This is a genomic window from Actinomadura sp. 1N219 (genome assembly GCF_044326405.1).
In the GTDB taxonomy this organism is placed as follows: domain Bacteria; phylum Actinomycetota; class Actinomycetes; order Streptosporangiales; family Streptosporangiaceae; genus Spirillospora.
Map to the genome: position 1 here is coordinate 1 of NZ_JBIRAY010000031.1, position 17,730 is coordinate 17,730.

Here is a 17,730-nt window from a genome sequence, read left to right on the forward strand (position 1 = left end):
TCGGTGGTGGTGGGGGTCGTTTGTATCGGACGGGTGATTTGGCGCGGTGGCGTGGTGATGGGTTGCTGGAGTTGGTGGGGCGGTCTGATTTTCAGGTGAAGGTGCGGGGTTTCCGGGTGGAGTTGGGGGAGGTGGAGTCGGTGGTGCGTGGTGTGGGCGGGGTGGTGGATTGTGTGGTGTCGGTGGTGGTGGACGGTTCGGGTGCGGGTCGTCTGGTGTGTTGCCTGGTGGGTGAGGCCGATGTTGATTCGGTGCGTGGTTCGGTGCGGGAGGTGTTGCCGGATTACATGGTTCCGTCGGTGTTCTGGCGGGTGGAGGCGTTGCCGTTGACGCCGAATGGGAAGGTGGATCGGGCGCGTCTGCCGGAGGTTTCTGCTGGCGATATCGGTGATGTCGGTGAGGTGGTGGTGCCGCGGTCGGCGGTGGAGGAGGTTGTGGCGGCGTTGTGGTGTGATGTTCTGGGGTTGGCGTCGGTGTCGGTGTTGGCTGATTTCTTTGATGTGGGTGGTCATTCGCTGGCGGCGACGCGTCTGGTCGCGCGGTTGCGTGAGGTGTTCGGTGTGGTGCTGGGTGTCCGGGCGGTGTTCGAGAACCGGACGGTCGCCGCACTCGCCCGCCACATCGAGACGAGCGACGACGGGATGTCGGCCGACGTCTCCGGCGTCGCGCGGATGCTGCTGGACGAGGCCCGGGCATGACCGGCACCGCGAGCACCCGCGCCGCCGTCCGGGAGGACGCCGCCGTCCGGGAGGACGCCGGCGCCTACACCAGGGCGGCCGTGGAGCTGATCGGCGCGGCCGACCCCGTCCTCGGCGACCTGCTCGTCACCGAAGGCGACCGCCAGCGGGCCACGCTGTCGCTCGTCGCGTCCGCGAGCGTGGCGCATCCGTCGGTCTTCGCGGCCCAGGGCCTGTGGACGGACAACCTCACCACCGAGGGCGCGCCCGGCGCCCGCTACCACGCCGGAGCCGAGATCGCCGACGAGATCGAGCGGCTCGCCGAGGCCCGCGCCCGCCACGCGTTCGGCGCGACCGCCGCGTACGTGCAGCCGCACTGCGGCAGCTCCGCGAACCACAGCGTGGTGATGAGCCTGCTCAAGCCGGGCGACACCGTGCTGAGCCTGCGGCTGGACGCGGGCGGTCACCTCTCCCACGGTGCGCCGTTCTCGCTGCCCGGCCGCTACCTCGACGTCGTCACCTACGGGGTCGGCCCGGACGGGCTGCTCGACCACGATGAGATCCGCCGCATCGCCCGCGAGAGGCGTCCCCGGCTGATCGTCACCGGGGCCAGCTCCTACCCGCGCCGCATCGACTTCACCGCGTTCCGCGCGATCGCGGACGAGGTCGGCGCGCTGCTGCTGGCGGACATCTCGCACATCTCCGGCCTCGTCGCGACCGGGCACCACCCCAGCCCGATCGACGTCGCCCACGTGACGACCACCTCGACGTACAAGCAGCTCGGCGGCCCGCGCGGCGGCCTGATCCTGCTCGGCCGGGACGCCGACCTGGAGGTTCGCGGCGGCGTCCCGCTGGCCCGCCACCTGCGCTCCGCCGTCTTCCCGTTCCTGCAGGGCACGCCCTCGCTGGGCGCGATCGCCGCGAAGGCCCGCGCCCTCGACCTCGTCACGACCGACTGGTTCCGCGGCGTCGCGCGCGGCATCGTCGACGACGCCCGCGCGCTCGCGGACGAGCTGGCCGGCGGCGGCCACCGGCTGGTGACCGGCGGGACCGACAACCACATGGTCCTCGTCGACCTGACCACGCACGGCATCTCCGGGCTCGCCGCGCAGGACGCCCTGGAACGCTGCGGGATCATCGCGAACCGCAACCTCGTGCCGCGCGACCCGCGCCCGCCGCGGCTCGGCAGCGGGCTGCGGCTCGGCGCCAACGCGCTCGGCTTCCTCGGCATGGGGCCCGGCGAGGCCCGGACCTGCGCCAGGCTCGTCGACGACGTGCTCGGCGCGGCCGTGGCCGCGGGCGGGCAGGTGCCCGAGCCGCTCGCCAGGCGCGTCCGGCGGGAGGTCGCGGAGATACGCGAACGCTTCCCCGGGCCGGGCGGAGACCTCACCTGACATGCGCACCGCACCCGATCGAGAAGGAGGCGGGGAGATGCCCGCGGAACGCCAGCGCCGCCTGATGGAGGCCATCCGGCGGCGGTCGGACGCCGGTTCCCGGCGGATCGCCCCGGCGGCCGGCCCCGGCGTCCCGTCGTACTTCCAGGAGCGCATGTGGTTCCTGCAGCAGTTCCACGCGGGAAGCCCCGTCTACAACATCCCGCTGGCCGTCCACCTCCGCGGACGGCTCGACCTCGGGCTGATGGAACGCGCGCTGACCGCGGTCGTGGCACGGCACCGCGTCCTGCGGTCGGCGATCGTCGAGGACGGCGGCGGCCTGGTCACGAAGGTCCACGACGCGGCGCCCGTGCCGATCGAGGTGGCGGACGTCGACGGCGACCCCGCGGCGCGGGCCGACCTGATCGCGGCGGAGGCGTCCCGCCCCTTCGATCTGGGCCGGCCGCCGTTCGTGCGGGCGCGGGCGCTGCGCGCGGGCGACGCCGAGCACGTCCTGCTGCTGACGTTCCATCACGCCGCGATGGACGGCTGGTCGATCGGCATCGTCCTGCGCGACCTCGCCGCGTTCTACTCCGCGTTCGCCGCCGGAGAGGACGGGCCGGCGGAGCCGCCCGCGCTCCAGTACGCCGACTTCGCCCGCTGGCAGCGCGCGTTCATGGACGGCGCCGAGGGCCGCGCGCAGGCGGAGTACTGGCACCGGCAGCTGGCCGGGGCCCCGAACGTGCTGGACCTGCCGTCCGACCGGCCGCGCCCCGCCGTGCGCACCTACCGCGCCGGGCGGCTCTACCGGCGGATCGCGCCCGGGCTCGGCCGCAAGGTCGCGGAGCTGTGCCGCCGCGAGGGCGTGACCCTGTACGTCGGCCTGCTCACCGCGCTCCAGACGACCCTGGCCAGGATGAGCGGCCAGGACGACATCGTCGTCGGCTCGCCGTTCGCCGGACGGACCAGGCCCGAGCTGGAGGACATGGTCGGCTCCTTCGTCAACACGCTCGCGCTGCGCGCCGACCTGTCCGGGGACCCGACCGTCGGCGAGGCGCTGCGCCGCGTCCGGGACGTGGTGTTCGACGCGCACGCGAACCAGGGCGTCCCGTTCGAGCGGCTCGTCGCCGACCTGCGGCCGGACCGCGATCTCAGCCGGTCCGTGCTGTTCCAGGTGATGTTCGCGCTGGAGAACGAGCCGGAGGGCGCGTTCGAGATCGCCGGTGTGGAGGCGCGCAGCCTGCCCGCCCACACGCTCCGCTCGGAGATGGACGTCTCGCTCTACGCCTATCCGGACTCCGGCGCCGACGGCCTCTTGCTGGCCTGGACCTACTCCCGCGACCTGTTCGACGAGGAGTCCGCGGAGCGGATCGCCGAGTGCTTCGAGTCGGTCCTCGAAGGTCTCGCCGACGCGCCCGCCGAGGCGCGGCTGTCGGAGCCGCCGCTGGTGCGCGGCGCGGGCCTGGCCCGGCTGAGGGAATGGTCGGACGGCGGCGAGGGCGCCGGCGGGAGCGTCCACGGGCCGGTGCGCGAGCGCGCCCGTTCGGCCCCCGGCCGGATCGCGGTCGAGTGCGGCGACGTCGCGGTGACCTACGGCGAGCTGGCGGCGCGGGTGTCCCGGCTGGCGGCGGCGCTGCGCGCCCGGGGCGTCCGTCCCGAGGAGCCGGTGGGCGTGTGCGTCTCCCGTTCGCCGGACCTGGTCGTGGCGCTGCTGGGCGTCCTCGCCGCCGGGGGCGCCTACGTGCCGCTCGACCCCGCGTACCCGGCGGACCGGCTCCGGCTGATGGTGGACGACACCGGCCTGCGGTTCGTCGTGGGCGAGCCCGGAGTGTGGGACGAGCGCTGGGGTCCCGGCGCGACCGTCGTCCGGCCGGACGAGCCTGGAGAACCCGGGGGGCCGGGGGAGCATGACTGGGCGGACGTTCACCCGGAGCGCCTCGCGTACGTGATCTACACATCGGGGTCGACCGGGCGGCCGAAGGGCGTCGCCGTCCGGCACGCGGCGGCGGCGAACCTGCTCACCGGCATGCTCGGCACGCCCGGCCTGGCGTCCGGCGACCGGATCCTGGCGATCACCCCGATCTCCTTCGACATCTCCCTCGTCGAGATCTTCCTGCCGCTGTGGGCGGGCGCGACCGTGGTGATGCTGCCGCGCGCGGAGGCCGCCGATCCGGACGCGATCGCGAAGGCGATCGAGCGGCACGCGGTGAGCACCGTCCAGGCGACGCCGTCGACGTGGCGGATGCTGCTCGACTCCGGCTGGCCGGGACGCCCCGGGCTGCGCATGTGGGCGGGCGGCGAGGCGCTGCCCCGCGACCTCGCCGACCGGCTGCTCGGCTCGGGCGGCGAGCTGTGGAACGTCTACGGGCCGACCGAGACGACCGTGTGGTCGACGGTGTCCCGCGTCGGGCCGGGCGAGCCGGTGACCATCGGGCGTCCGATGAATGGCCAGTCGGCGTTTGTGGTGGATGGTTTCGGTGGGTTGGTTCCGGTGGGTGTGGTGGGGGAGTTGTTGTTGGGTGGTGTGGGTTTGGCGCGGGGTTATGTGGGGCGTGGGGGTTTGACGGCGGAGCGTTTTGTGCCGGATGTGTTCGGTGGTGGTGGGGGTCGTTTGTATCGGACGGGTGATTTGGCGCGGTGGCGTGGTGATGGGTTGCTGGAGTTGGTGGGGCGGTCTGATTTTCAGGTGAAGGTGCGGGGTTTCCGGGTGGAGTTGGGTGAGGTGGAGTCGGCGGTGCGTGCTGTGGGCGGGGTGGTGGATTGTGCGGTGTCGGTGCAGGTGGACGGCTCGGGTGCGGGTCGTCTGGTGTGCCATCTGGTGGGTGATGCCGACGTTGATTCGGTGCGTGATTCGGTGCGGGAGGTGTTGCCGGATTACATGGTTCCGTCGGTGTTCTGGCGGGTGGAGGCGTTGCCGTTGACGCCGAATGGGAAGGTGGATCGGGCGCGTCTGCCGGAGATTTCTGCTGCCGAGGTCTCGGAGATTACTGCGCCGCGGTCGGCGGTGGAGGAGGTTGTGGCGGCGTTGTGGTGTGATGTTCTGGGGTTGGCGTCGGTGTCGGTGTTGGCTGATTTCTTTGATGTGGGTGGTCATTCGCTGGCGGCGACGCGTCTGGTCGCGCGGTTGCGTGAGGTGTTCGGTGTGGTGCTGGGTGTCCGGGCGGTGTTCGAGAACCGGACGGTCGCCGCACTCGCCCGCCACATCGAGCAGGCCGCCCCCGCCGCAGGGGGCACGCCGCCCCCGGCGCCCGCCGCTCGCGGCGTCCCGCTGCCCCTGACCACCGCGCAGGAGCTCATGGTCGGCCGCTACGTGAAGCCCGACCCGAGGCACGCCCCCGACCTCCAGCGGGAATTGGCGGAGCACACCGTCGCCTACTCCATCCCGGTGATCCTGAGTCTGCGCGGCGATCTCGACGTCCCGGCGCTGCGCGCCGCCGTGGCGGAGCTGGTCCAGCGGCATGAGCCGCTGCGGACGACGTTCGTCCTGGACGGCGGCGAGGTCGTCCAGTCGATCGCCGAGCACGCGGACGTCGACCTGCCGGTCGAGGACGTCCCCGAAGCCGACCTGCGCGACGTGACGACGCGCGAGGCGGAACGTCCCTTCGACCTGATCGGCGGTCCCCTGGCCCGGCTGCGGCTGCTCCGCGTCGCCGCGACCGACCACGTGCTGCTCGCGACGTTCCACCACTCGATCGCCGACGGCTGGTCGGTGTCGGTCTTCCTCGACGAGCTGCGGACGGCCTACACGGCGCGGCGTGAAGAGGAACCGTCACCGCTGCCGCCGCCGCCCCTCCAGTTCGCCGACATCGCGGTGTGGGAGCGGGAGGCGATCCGGAACGGCTCGTTCGACGAGCACCTCGCGTTCTGGCGCACCCGCATGGACGGCGCGCCCACATCTCTCGCGCTGCCCGCGCGCGGCACGCGGAGCCGGTACGGGGTGCGGCATCCGCTGGGCGTCGAGCCGGACGTCCACGCGGCCCTGGAGGAGGTCGCGCGCAAGGAGGGCGCCACGCTGTTCATGACGCTGCTGTCCTGCTTCACCATCATGCTGGCCCGGCAGGCCGGGACCGCGGACATCGTGGTCGGCGCCCCGTTCGCCCGCCGCGACCTGCCCGGCACCGCCGGGCTGCTCGGCTTCCTGATCAACATCCTGCCGGTGCGGACGGACCTGAGCGGCGACCCGCCCGTCCGCGACGTGCTGCGCCGGACCAGGGACGCGGTCCTCGCCGCGCACGCCCACCAGGACGTCCCCGGCACGCTGCTGCTCCGCGACGTCCCTGGCGTCGAGGCGGCGATGGGCTCGGCGTACTTCAGCCTGCACCGGGACGGCCATTCCGGGGCGCGCCCGCGCTGGCCGGGCCTCGACGCCGCCGTCACGTACGGCGAGCGCCGCGAACCCGAGGCCGGGGTGATGCTGGAGCTGGAGCTGTTCGCCGGGACGGACGGCCTGCACGGCCGGTTCCTGTACCAGCGCGACGCGTTCGACGAGGCGGCCGTCCAGTCCTTCGCGGACGACTTCGCGGCGGTCTGCCGCGCCGTCGCCCGCGACCCCGGGGCCCGGCTCTCCGATCTGCCCGCACCCGCGGCACTCCCGGCGGCGGTGCGGCCGCGATGACGACCGTCCCGGCGCCGGAGCGCGTCCCGCCGCTGCCCGACCTGATCGCCGAGCGGGCGGCGGCGCACGGCGCGGCGACCGCGATCCGGCAGGGCGCGACGTCCTGGACGTACCGCCGCCTGCTGGAGACCGCCGACCGGATCGCCGCCGCGCTGCTGCGCCGCGGCCTGCGTCCCGAGGACCGCGTGCTCGTCGCCGCGCCCCGGTCGCCGCACCTGGTCGCCGCGCTGCTCGGCGTCGCCCGCGCGGGCGGGGCGTACGTGCCGGTCGACCGCGACCAGCCGCCCGACCGGCTCGCCGCGATCGTCGCGGGCAGCGGCGCGGCCCTGTGCCTCGCGGACCCGGCCCGCCCGCCGGAGGGGTTCGCCGGATCGGTCGTCCCGCTCCGCGAGGCCGCCGAGGCCGCCGAGGGCACCGAGGCCGCCGGGGCCGCCGCCGAGCGGGTGCGGCTGCCGGGCATCGACCCGCGGACGGCCGCGTACGTGCTGTACACGTCCGGGTCGACGGGACGTCCCAAGGGCGTCGTGATCGAGCATCGCAGCCTGTCGAACTACCTCGCCTGGTGCGCCGACGGGTACGACCTGGGCTCGGGCTCCGGCGCGCCCGTGCATTCGCCGCTCACCTTCGACCTGACCGTCACGTCCCTGTTCGGGCCGCTCGCCGCCGGACGCACCGTCACGCTCGCCGCCGACGGCGCGGCCATCCCGCTCGAAGAGCTCGGCCGGACGCTCACCGGAGGCGGATACAGCCTGGTCAAGATCACCCCGGCGCACCTGGAGGTGCTCGACTTCCTGATCCCCGCGGACGCGCTGCCCGCCGTCACCCGCCGCCTCGTCGTCGGCGGCGAGCAGCTGCACGGCCGGATGGCCGCCCGCTGGAGGCGGCTCGCGCCCGGGACCGTCCTGGTCAACGAGTACGGGCCGACCGAGGCGACCGTCGGCTGCTGCGTCTACGCGTCGGACGTCGCCGACCTGCCGGACGGCCCCGTCCCGATCGGCGGGCCCATCCCGGGCGTCCGGCTGTACGTCGTGGAGCCGGACGATCCGCTCCGGCCGGTGCCGCCCGGCGCCGTGGGCGAGCTGGTCATCGCGGGCGACTGCCTCGCCCGCGGCTACCTGGACGCGCCCGCGCAGACCGCGGCGCGGTTCGTGCCCGACCCCTTCCACGGCTCCGGCGAGCGCATGTACCGGACCGGGGACCTCGTCCGCCGCGACGACCGCGGCGACCTGGTGTTCCAGGGCCGGCTCGACCGGCAGGTCAAGATCAACGGGCATCGGGTGGAGCTGGACGAGATCGTCGCCGCGCTGCGCGCGGTGCCCGGCGTCGGCGCGGCGACCGTGCTCGCGAGCGCCGGCCGGGCGCGGACGTCCGTGACCGCGTACGCCGAATGGCGGGGCGGCGGGGATCCGCCGCCGGCCGCCGAGGTCGTGTCCGCGCTGCGCAGGCGGCTGCCGCGGCACATGATGCCGTCGGTCCTGGTCTGGCTGGAGTCGCTGCCGCTCACGCCGAACGGCAAGACCGACGACGCGCGGCTCCCGGACGCCGCTCCCGCGCGCCGGGACGAGCTCGCGGGGCTGCCGCGATGACGCCCCGCCCGGCCGCGCCGCCGCCCGCCGTCCTGTCCGAGCTGTTCGAGCGGCAGGTCCGGCGGACGCCCGGCCTGCCCGCGCTCGACTACGAGGGGACGATCCTGTCCTACCGCGAGCTGGACGCCGAGGCCGCCCGGCTCGCCCGCCGACTCCGCCGCCTCGGCGTCGGGCCCGAGGACGTCGTCGCCCTGCTCCTGCCTACCCCCGCCGACGTCGTGACCGCCCTGCTCGCCGTCGCGAAGGCGGGCGCGGCCTTCCTCCCCCTGGACCCCGCCCATCCGGACGACCGGCTGCGCGCCATGCTCCAGGACGCGCGGGCCGCCCTGGCGGTCACGACGGTCGCCGCCCGGGGACGCGCCTGCCTGGACGGCGTCCCGCCGCTCCTGCTCGACGAGCCCGGCGACGAGGCGGCCGGCGGACACGGCGCGCGTCCGCATCCCTCGAACACGGCCTACGTCGTCTACACGTCCGGCTCGACCGGCCGGCCGAAGGGCGTGGCCGTCACCCACGAGGGCCTCGCCGCGCTCCGCGCCGCGCTGATCGTCTCCGGCTGCGGCCCCGGCGACCGGGTGCTCCAGATCTACTCGCCCGCCTTCGACGCCATGGTGTGGGAGGTGTGCTCGGCCCTGCTGACCGGCGCGACGCTCGTCCCGGCCCCGCCGTCGGTGGAGCGGGCGGGCGCGCCGCTCGCGCGGTTCCTCGCCGACCGGCGGATCACGCAGGCCGCGCTCGTCCCGTCGATCCTGGCGACGCTGGACGCCGACCCCGCGACGCTGCCGCTCACGCTCACCGTCGCCGGTGAGGCGTGCCCGCCCGCGCTCGCCGCGCGCTGGGCGCCCGGACGGCGGATGCTGAACGCCTACGGCCCGACCGAGTCGACGGTCTGCGCGACGATCAGCGCGCCGCTGACCGGCGCGGGCGTCCCGCCCATCGGGGCCCCGATCGAGGGCACCCGGGCACACCTGCTGGACCCGGACCAGGCGCCCGTCCCGGACGGCCGCCGGGGCGAGATCTACCTCTCCGGGACGGGTCTCGCCCGCGGATACGTCGGCCGTCCCGGCCTGACCGCGGAACGCTTCCTCCCGAACCCGTACGGGCCCCCGGGCAGCCGCATGTACCGGACGGGCGACCTCGCGCGCCGGCGCGACGACGGCGCGCTGGAGTACGCCGGCCGGGCCGACGACCAGGTGAAGGTGCGCGGGCACCGCGTCGAGCCGGGCGAGGTCGAGGCCGCGCTGACCCGGCATCCGCGGGTGCGGCAGGCCGCCGTCGTGCTCGACGGCGGCATCCTCGTCGCCCACGTCACGCCGGCGACCGCCGATGTCCGCGAGCTGCGCGCGCACGCCGCGCGGCTGCTCCCGGCGTACATGGCGCCGGGACGGTTCGTCCGCCACGACCGCATGCCGATGACGCGCAACGGCAAGATCGACCGCTCGGCGCTGGCGGCACGTCCGCGGCCGGCCGCCGCGCAGCCGCCCCCGGACGCGCCTCCCGAGGAGGTGCTGTGCGCGGTCGCCGCGCAGATCCTCGGCGTCGATCGCGTGGACCCGGGCGACAACTTCCTCGACCTCGGCGGGCACTCGCTCGCCGCCGCCCGGCTCGCCGCCGCGCTGCGCCGCAGGCTCGGGGCCGCGCCGGCGCTGTCCGCCGTGTTCGCCGCCCCCACTTTCGCCGATCTCGCCCGCACCATGGAGACGGCCGCGCGCCGTGACCTCACCCCCGCGCGGCACGCAGGACCCTCCTCCAGCCCCCACCCACCGCCGTTCACCGGGCGAGCTCCGCTCGACGCCCCGACGCCGCTGTCCTACGGGCAGCGCAGCCTGTGGTTCCTCGACCTGCTGAACCACGGCGACCCCGCCTACCTGCTGGCCCGCGCCTACCGATTCGCGGGACGGGTCGACGCGGCGGCGCTGCGGCTCGCGTTCACCGACGTCCTCGCCCGGCATGACGCGCTCCGCACCGTCTACGCGGGCGCCGACGGCGAGCCGGCCCAGCGCGTCGCCGGCTGGGACCGCGCCGCCTCCGCGTTCCGCACGGCCGCCGTCCCCGAGGACGCGCTCGACGCGGAGATCGAGCGGCGGGCGGCGGAGGGCTTCGACCTCGCCGCGGACATCCCCGTCCGGGCGACGCTGCTCGCCACCCCGACCCGCCATGTGCTGCTGCTGGTCGTGCACCACATCGCGTGCGACGGCTGGTCGATCCGCGTCCTGGAACGCGACCTGACCACCGCCTACCTCGCCCGACTCGACGGAGGCGAGCCGGAGTTCGCGCCTCTCCCGGTCACCTACCGCGACTACGCGGCCTGGCAGCGGACCCTCTGGGACGACGCCGCCGAGCCGCACATGGCGTACTGGCGGGACGCCCTGCACGGCCTCCCCGCCGAGCATCCCCTCCCGGCCGACCACCGGCGGACCGAAGCCGGGTCCGGCGGCATCGTCCCGCTGGACCTCGGCGCGGACGCGCACCGCGCGCTGCTCGCCCGCGCCGCCGCCCACCGCGCCACGCTCTTCATGGCCCTGCACGCCGGACTGGCCCGCACGCTGACGCGCCTCGGCGCGGGCACCGACCTCGCGATCGGCACCGTCACCGCCGGACGCTCCGACGAGGCCCTGCACGGCGTCGTCGGCTACTTCGTCAACCCGCTCGTGCTGCGCGTCGACACCTCGGGACGGCCGGACTTCGGCGCGCTGCTCGACCGCGTCCGGCGGGCCGACCTCGACGCCTTCGGGCACCAGGACGTCCCGTTCGAGCTGGTGGTGTCCCGGCTGCGTCCCGACCGGGCCGCGCGGCACCCGTTCTTCCGCGTGATGCTCGTCCTGGACGGCCAGGAGCCCGAGCACCCGAGCCTGCTGGGCCGCGGCGACGCCCGCGTCCACGACGTGCACCAGCGGACCGCCAAGTTCGACCTGACCGTCTACCTGCGCGAACGCGTCGCCGCCGACGGAACCCCGGCCGGGCTGCGCGGCTACGTCGAGTACGACGCCGGCCTCTTCGAGCGGGAGACCGCGCGGACGATCGCCGCCGCCCTGGCGGACGCGCTCGACCAGTCCGGGGACTCCACCGCGAGGGGGAACTGATGGAGACGGCCGAACTGCCGTCGCTCGACCGGCTCTGCGACGAGGGCGTCGTCGCGGCCGTCGGGCGCACGCCCCTGGTCCGGCTCCGGCAGCTGTTCCCCGGCGCGGAGTTCTCGCTGTTCGCGAAGCTGGAGGGGGCCAATCCCGGGGGCAGCATGAAGGACCGCGCGGCGGTCGGCGCGCTGCGCGCCGCGATCCGCCGCGGCGACGTCACCCGCGACACCGTCGTCCTCGAATCCAGCTCCGGGAACATGGCGATCGGTCTCGCGCAGGCGTGCGGCTACCTGAAGATCCCGCTCGTCTGCGTGCTGGACCGCCGCGCCACCGAGCGGAACGTCGCGATCCTGCGCGCCTACGGGGCGCGGATCGAGATCGTCGACCCGGCCTCCGGCGGGCTGCTGGCCGCACGGCTGCGCCGGGTGGCCGAGCTGAACCGGGAGATCGAGAACTCGTACTGGATCAACCAGTACGCCAACCACGACATCACCGTCGGCTACCGGGAGACGCTGCACGAGGCGATCGCGTCGATGGGGCCGATCGACCGTCTCTTCGTCCCGGTCGGCACGTGCGGGCTGCTGCGCGGCTGCGCCGAGTACCTCAGGGACGCCGGCGCGCACACCGAGGTGGTCGCGGTCGACGCGGTCGGCAGCGTCATCTTCGGGGGCGCGCCGGGCCGGCGGCTGCTGCCCGGGCACGGCGCCGAGGTGCGGCCCGCGCTGTACTCCGGCGATCTGGCCGCCGACGTCGTCCATATGACCGACGTCGACTGCGTGCGCTACTGCCACCGGCTCGTCCGGACCGAGGGGATCCTCGCGGGCGCGTCGTCCGGCGCCGTGCTCGGCGCCGTCGACGCCTACCGGGACCGGATCCCGGCGGGTGCGCGCTGCCTGGCGATCCTGTCCGACCGCGGTGAGCGCTACCTCGACACCGTCTTCTCGCCGCGGTGGGTGGCCGAGGAACTGGGCGAGGACGTCGCGGCCGGCCTGTTCCCCGGCCCGTCGCATGGGTGAGGCGGCGGTGGACAGCGCGGCCGCGGTCTTCCACGAGCTGACCTCGCACTCGCCGGCACGGCATCCGCTCGTCCCGAACCCCGACCCGCGGGTGCGGCAGGACTTCCTCCCCGGCTGGCCCGAGCACCGTCCGCGCAGGTTCAAGACCTACGGCCCGGACGCCGCGCGGGTCGCCCTCCCCGCGGGCCCGGACGGGGAGCCCGGCCTGCCGGCGCTGGCCGGGCTGCTGCGCTCCGCGCTCGGGACGCGCGCGCTTCCCGGCCGTCCGGCGGCCTACCGCGCCGCCGCCTCGGCGGGCAACCGGCATCCCATCGAGGCGTACGTGTGCGCCCGCGGGCTCGACGGGCTCCCGGACGGCGCCTGGCATTACCGGCCGGACGAGCATTCCCTCGTCCAGGTCGCCCCGGGCGAGGTGTGCGACGGGACGGCGGTCGTCCTCACCGGCGTGCCGTGGCGCTCATGCTGGAAGTACGCCGAGCGCGGGTACCGGCACGTGTGGTGGGACGCGGGCACCGTCCTCGCCCAGTTCCTCGCCGCCGCGTCCGCCCTCGGGCTGCCCGTGACCAGCCTGGTGTCCTTCCCCGACCGGACGGTCGCCGGGGTCGTCGGGGCGGAGCCCCCGCACGAGCTGCCCCTGGTCGTCGCCGGGTTCGGCGACCCGTCCCCGCGCGTCCCGCCCGAGGCGCCGCTGAGCGGCGACCTCGGGCCGCATCCCGTCGAGTTCCCGCTGGTCGCGGCCACCCATCTGGCGGCGGACCTGGGCTCGGCGTCCGCCGCGTCCGCCTGGTCGGAGCGCACCGGGGCCGATTTCGCCGACGGCGCGCTCGCGCCCTGGATCGCGTGCCGCCGCACCGTGCGCGGGTTCCGCCCGGACGTTCCGGTGGGCCGCGCCGACCTGGCGGCCGTCCTGGACGCGGCCGCCCTCCCGCTCCGCTGGGACGCGGGCGACCTCCTGCCCGACCTGCGCGTCTGCGTCCAGGCCGTGTCCGGCGTGCCCGGCGGCCTCTACCGGTGGCGCGACGGCGATCTCCACGCCGAGGGGACGGAGGTCACCCGCGAACAGGCGCAGCGGCTCTGCCTGGGCCAGCGCCAGGCCGGGGACGCGGCCTTCGTCGTCCTGTGCACGACACGGCTCGCGTCGCGGCTGCGCGAACGGGGAGAGCGCGCCTACCGGGCCTTGCAACTGTCCGCGGGCGTGGCCCTGGGACGCGTGAACCTGGCCGCCGGCAGCCGCGGGCTCGGCTCGTGCGGGCTCGCGTTCGACGACGAACTGCTCGCCGCGCTGTCCCCCGACGCCCCCGACGGCCTGACCGCCGTCGCCGTAGGCGTCCCCCGCTGACATCACGGACTCACCGATGACCGCGCACCAACGCGCTGTCGGTCGACACCGACCAGAAGGCCTGGAGCGCCGACCTCCCCAACACCGTAAGAGACCCTGACGGCATGAACGCGCTCTTGCTCAACGTGACGGGTGAGGGAGGCGGTCTGCGGCTTCTCGGCATCGTCGTTGTCGGCGCCCTCGGGCCCATATCCGGGTCCGTGCGCGTCAGTCGAAGGTGGTGGAGATTTCGTGCCAGCCGCCGGGAACGAAGGTGGTGGCTTCGTCGGGTCCCCAGGTTCCTTTGGCGTAGGGGAGGGGCTGGGTGGGGAGGTCGAGGACGGGCTGGATGATGCGCCAGGATTCCTCGGCCAGGTCGAAGCGGACGAAGCGGCGGGGGTCGCCGGTCATCGCGTCGGTGAGGATGCGCTGGTAGGCCGCTTCCATCGGGCCCAGGACCTTGGTGAAGTCCACGCTGAGCGGGACTCGCCGGGTGCTGTCGCGCCCGGGGACCTTGGCGAGCAGGTCGAATGTGACCCCGGCATCGGGCTGGATGCGGAAGCGGATCAGATTGGGCTCTGGGGCGCCGTCGAAGAAGCTGATGGGCGGGGTGCGGAGTTGGGCGACCACTTCCAGGTCGGTGGTGCCCAGTGCTTTACCGGAGCGGATGTAGAACGGGACGTCGGCCCAGCGCCAGTTGTTGATGCGCAGGCACAGCGCAGCGTAGGTCTCGGTGGTCGAACCCTCACGGACGCCTTCGGTGGCGAGGTAGCCGTCGTACTGGCCGCGGACGACATCGCCGGGCGCGACGGCCTCGACGGCGCGCAGCACCCGCCACTTCTCGTCGATGAAGGCGCGTGAGTCGGTCGACGGCGGCGTGTCCATGGCCAGGAGCGCGAGGATCTGCAGAAGGTGGTTCTGGACGACGTCGCGGATCGTGCCGTTGGCGTCGTAGAACGAGCCGCGGTCGGCTACGTCGAAGTCTTCGGCCATCGTGATCTGCACATTGTCGACGTAGTGACGGTTCCAGATCGGCTCCAGGAGCATGTTCTCGAACCGGAACATCAGCAGGTCCTCGATCGGCTCCTTGCCGAGGAAGTGGTCGACGCGCCTGAGATGGTCCTCGTCGAAGAACTTCAGCAACTCGGCGTTCAACGCCCGCGCCGACTCCAGGTCGTTGCCGAACGGCTTTTCGACGACCATCCGGGCGTTCCTGTTCAGGCCGACCTTGGCCAGGCCCTCGGCGACCGTCGCGAACAGCGAAGGAGGAACCGCGAGATAGTGAGTGAGGAATCCCGCATCGCCGACCTCGCCGCGGATCGCATCGAAGGTGGCGCCGTCGGTGTAGTCGCCCGCGACGAGCCGGAGGTTCCCGGCGAACTTCTCGAACGCCGCGTCGTCCACCTTGTCGTGCTTGGCCTCGCAGGCCTCACGGGCCCGACTTCGCAGCCCGGCCAGGTCGAGGTCGGTCTTGGCGACCCCCACGATCGGGTGGTCCAGCACCCCGTCCGCCGTCAGCTGGTACAACGCCGGCAGCAGCATCTTGTACGCCAGATTCCCGGTGATCCCGAACAGCACCATCGCGTCGGCCCGCTCCATCGCCGGCCCCCTCTCCTCGGCTCACAGCTTGACGCCTCGGCCATCCGGAGAACAAGCGTCCCACGGGTCGCATAGCGCTCGGTCATGGCCGGAGGAACCGAGACCACGCGGACCCCGCAAGGTTTTGCGCCGCGCTCGCCGTCGGCGGCGTGGTCTGGCGGCTCTTTGGGTGGTGGCGCAAGGTGGGTGATGGACGCGGATTCACGTGTCGCGGATCTTGATTCCGGGGCGCCAGCCGAGCATGCGGGAGACGCCGAGACCGCCTGCGATCAGCGACGGAAGCACCGCCTGGCGATGTACTGAACCGCTGCGCACCACGACGGACATCGCCGCCACGACGCGGCCTTCACCGTCCACGATCCGGGTGGCGATCGAGTCGGCGCCGTCGGTGAGTTCGCTCCGGACGGTCGCGTAGCCGGTGCGGCGGCATTCGGCGAGCTCGCTTCTGAGGACGGTCGGGTCGATGGTGGTCTGGGGCGTATACCGGTGCAACTTGCCGGACAGGACCTTGTCGATCTGGTCGGCGCCGCCGTGGGCGAGGAGCACCTTTCCGACGCCCGAGCAGTGCAGTGGAAGCCGGCCTCCTACATGGGAGACGAGGTGCTGCGCCTGCGGAGCGGACAGCCTTTCGATGATGACGGCCTCGGTTCCCTCCAGGACCGCCAGTTGCACGTGCTGGTGGAGTGCGGTGTAGAGGTCTTCCATGAAGGGCTGGGCCTTGGAGCGCAGCGACTCGGTGAGCGGTGCCAGCGTGCCGAGTTGCCACAGCCGCAGGCCGATCGTGAAGCGGCCGTCGTGCTGCCGGTTCAACGCGCCGACGTCGGTGAGCTCCATGGCGAGTCGGCGGACGGTCGCGTGCGGCAGGCCCGTCTTGCGCACCAGTTCGGCGAGGCTGAGAGTGCTCTGATCGGGCTGGAACGCGAACAGGACCTCCAGGAGTCGTGAGCTCACGCTCCTGCCGGGCTCGCTGGTCCGAGGCATGCCGGGCCCCCTTTCATCCGCCCGCGATCGTAGCCGACGATGTTCATAGGATGACCATCAGCGCGCTTTCCGCCCGGCCGAGCATGCAGCATGGCGCTGTCAATCCGGACGCGGAAGAACGGCTGCGGGGTCGAAGACTGAGATGCTCGGATCGAACATCGAGACACCGGAGATCGCGATCCTCGGCGGCGGGATCGGCGGCCTCGCGATCGCCGCCTTCCTTGGCCGAGCGGGCCTTCGCAGCACGGTGTACGAGCAGGCGCCGGCGCTGAAGGAGGTCGGCGCCGGGCTCGTGGTGGCCCCCAACGCCGCCCGGCTCCTGCGCCGGCTCGGCGTCATGGACCCTTTGCTGCGCGGCGCCGTCCAGCTGGACGTCGGATGGGAGTTCCGCCGCTGGCAGGACGGGATGGTCCTCTCCGCCGAAGACCTCGCGGCGGACTGCGAGCGGCTCTACGGCGAGCACACCTACACGGTGCACCGCGCCGAACTGCTGGACGTCATCAGGAGCGCCGTGCCGGAGCAGACGGTCCGGCTCGGCAAGCGCTGCACCGCGCTCGTCCTGGAGGGCGAACGCCCGTCGCTGCGGTTCGCCGACGGCGAGGTCGTCGAGGCGGACATCGTCATCGGGGCGGACGGCGTCCACTCGGTGGTGCGAAGCGCCATCGCCGAACCGCGCCCGGCCGCCTTCTCGGGCCTGTGCGCGTTCCGTGCCCTGGTCCCGGGCGACCGCGCGCCGTCGTTCGCCCGGCGGCACGCGCAGACATTGTGGATCGGTCCCAATCATCACCTGGTGCACTACCCCGTCTCCGCGGGAAGGTTCGTGAACCTGGTGGCCTTCGCCCCGGCGGGTGAGGACCTGGTGGAGTCGTGGACGGCGGAGGCGTCGATCGAGGAGTTCCTCCTCGAATTCGACGGATGGGACCCGAGGCTCGTCGACCTCATCCGCACCGCCGGGACACCGGGGCGATGGGCGCTGCTGGACCGCGCGCCGCTTCCGCGGTGGAGCCGCGGGCCGGTGACGCTGCTCGGCGACGCCGCGCACCCCATGTTCCCGTTCTTCGCGCAAGGAGCCGCGCAGGCGCTCGAGGACGCGGCGGTCCTGTCCCGCTGCCTCGCCGAAGAGCCCGCCGACCCCGCCCGGGCGCTGCGACGGTACGAGGCTCTGCGCCTTCCGCGCACGACCCGGCTGCAAGCGGTGAGCCACGCGCGGTCGGACATCAATCACCTTCCCGACGGGCCCGAACAGCGTGCCCGTGACGCGTCGTTCACCGAGAACGATCCGCTGGTCGCCAACGGCTGGATCTACGAGTACGACCCCGATGCGGCGATGTCCGCCGAGGCCGCCGCGGGCTGACCGGCTGCTCGGTGTGTCCGTTGAATGGACGTTCGCGTTGTGATCAGCCGGACGCCCGCCTGAGACTGCCGGGCACCGGCGGCGTCCCGCCGAAGCCGCCGACCCGACAGCCTCCGACCTGAAGGAGATTCCATGAC

10 protein-coding genes are annotated in these 17,730 nt (G+C 73.7%); 8 read left to right on the plus strand and 2 right to left on the minus strand.

Translation table 11 applies throughout. The annotated features are described in order from the left end of the window. The 7 genes from ACH35V_RS41830 to ACH35V_RS41860 all read left to right on the plus strand — a co-directional run. Positions 1-698: phosphopantetheine-binding protein (locus tag ACH35V_RS41830; protein WP_395980457.1), on the plus strand; the 698-nt coding region annotated here is incomplete at its 5' end. Continuing rightward, positions 695-2,071 (plus strand): serine hydroxymethyltransferase, encoded by a 1,377-nt coding sequence (glyA, locus tag ACH35V_RS41835; RefSeq protein WP_395980458.1) that lies wholly within the window; start codon positions 695-697, stop codon positions 2,069-2,071. The genes ACH35V_RS41830 and glyA, both read left to right, overlap by 4 nt. Positions 2,072-2,108: 37 nt before the next feature. Next, positions 2,109-6,665, plus strand: a complete 4,557-nt coding sequence (locus ACH35V_RS41840) for an amino acid adenylation domain-containing protein (RefSeq protein ID WP_395980459.1) — start codon at positions 2,109-2,111, stop codon at positions 6,663-6,665. Next, a complete protein-coding gene (locus ACH35V_RS41845; RefSeq protein ID WP_395980460.1) occupies positions 6,662-8,251 on the plus strand; it encodes an amino acid adenylation domain-containing protein in 1,590 nt (529 codons plus the stop codon). The genes ACH35V_RS41840 and ACH35V_RS41845 overlap by 4 nt, the downstream gene beginning before the upstream one ends. Next, a complete protein-coding gene (locus tag ACH35V_RS41850; RefSeq protein WP_395980461.1) occupies positions 8,248-11,331 on the plus strand; it encodes an amino acid adenylation domain-containing protein in 3,084 nt (1,027 codons plus the stop codon). The genes ACH35V_RS41845 and ACH35V_RS41850 overlap by 4 nt, the downstream gene beginning before the upstream one ends. After that, a complete protein-coding gene (gene sbnA / locus ACH35V_RS41855) occupies positions 11,331-12,341 on the plus strand; it encodes a 2,3-diaminopropionate biosynthesis protein SbnA (protein ID WP_395980462.1) in 1,011 nt (336 codons plus the stop codon). Before ACH35V_RS41850 ends, sbnA begins: the two co-directional genes overlap by 1 nt. A gap of 7 nt (positions 12,342-12,348) precedes the next feature. After that, positions 12,349-13,680: a nitroreductase family protein gene (locus ACH35V_RS41860; RefSeq protein ID WP_395980463.1), complete on the plus strand. Its 1,332-nt coding sequence runs from the start codon at positions 12,349-12,351 to the stop codon at positions 13,678-13,680. A 207-nt stretch (positions 13,681-13,887) separates the two neighbouring features. On the opposite strand, the gene zwf is transcribed toward ACH35V_RS41860, so the two are convergent. Then, a complete protein-coding gene (gene zwf / locus ACH35V_RS41865) occupies positions 13,888-15,258 on the minus strand; it encodes a glucose-6-phosphate dehydrogenase (protein WP_395980464.1) in 1,371 nt (456 codons plus the stop codon). A 201-nt stretch (positions 15,259-15,459) separates the two neighbouring features. Next, positions 15,460-16,209 carry an IclR family transcriptional regulator gene (locus tag ACH35V_RS41870; RefSeq protein WP_395980465.1) on the minus strand — a complete coding sequence of 250 codons (750 nt, stop codon included), beginning with the start codon at positions 16,207-16,209 and terminating at the stop codon, positions 15,460-15,462. A gap of 172 nt (positions 16,210-16,381) precedes the next feature. On the opposite strand from ACH35V_RS41870, the gene ACH35V_RS41875 reads away from it, so the two are divergent. Then, entirely contained in the window at positions 16,382-17,593 is a 1,212-nt protein-coding gene (locus ACH35V_RS41875) for an FAD-dependent monooxygenase (RefSeq protein ID WP_395980466.1), read from the plus strand. Positions 17,594-17,730 lie beyond the last annotated feature (137 nt).

Excerpts from the sequence above, each read along its gene's own strand:
- glyA (WP_395980458.1), top strand. The coding sequence starts at position 695 with ATGACCGGCACCGCGAGCACCCGCGCCGCCGTCCGGGAGGACGCCGCC.
- ACH35V_RS41840 (WP_395980459.1), top strand. The coding sequence starts at position 2,109 with ATGCCCGCGGAACGCCAGCGCCGCCTGATGGAGGCCATCCGGCGGCGG.
- ACH35V_RS41845 (WP_395980460.1), top strand. The coding sequence starts at position 6,662 with ATGACGACCGTCCCGGCGCCGGAGCGCGTCCCGCCGCTGCCCGACCTG.
- ACH35V_RS41850 (WP_395980461.1), top strand. The coding sequence starts at position 8,248 with ATGACGCCCCGCCCGGCCGCGCCGCCGCCCGCCGTCCTGTCCGAGCTG.
- sbnA (WP_395980462.1), top strand. The coding sequence starts at position 11,331 with ATGGAGACGGCCGAACTGCCGTCGCTCGACCGGCTCTGCGACGAGGGC.
- zwf (WP_395980464.1), bottom strand. The coding sequence starts at position 15,258 with ATGGAGCGGGCCGACGCGATGGTGCTGTTCGGGATCACCGGGAATCTG.
- ACH35V_RS41875 (WP_395980466.1), top strand. The coding sequence starts at position 16,382 with ATGCTCGGATCGAACATCGAGACACCGGAGATCGCGATCCTCGGCGGC.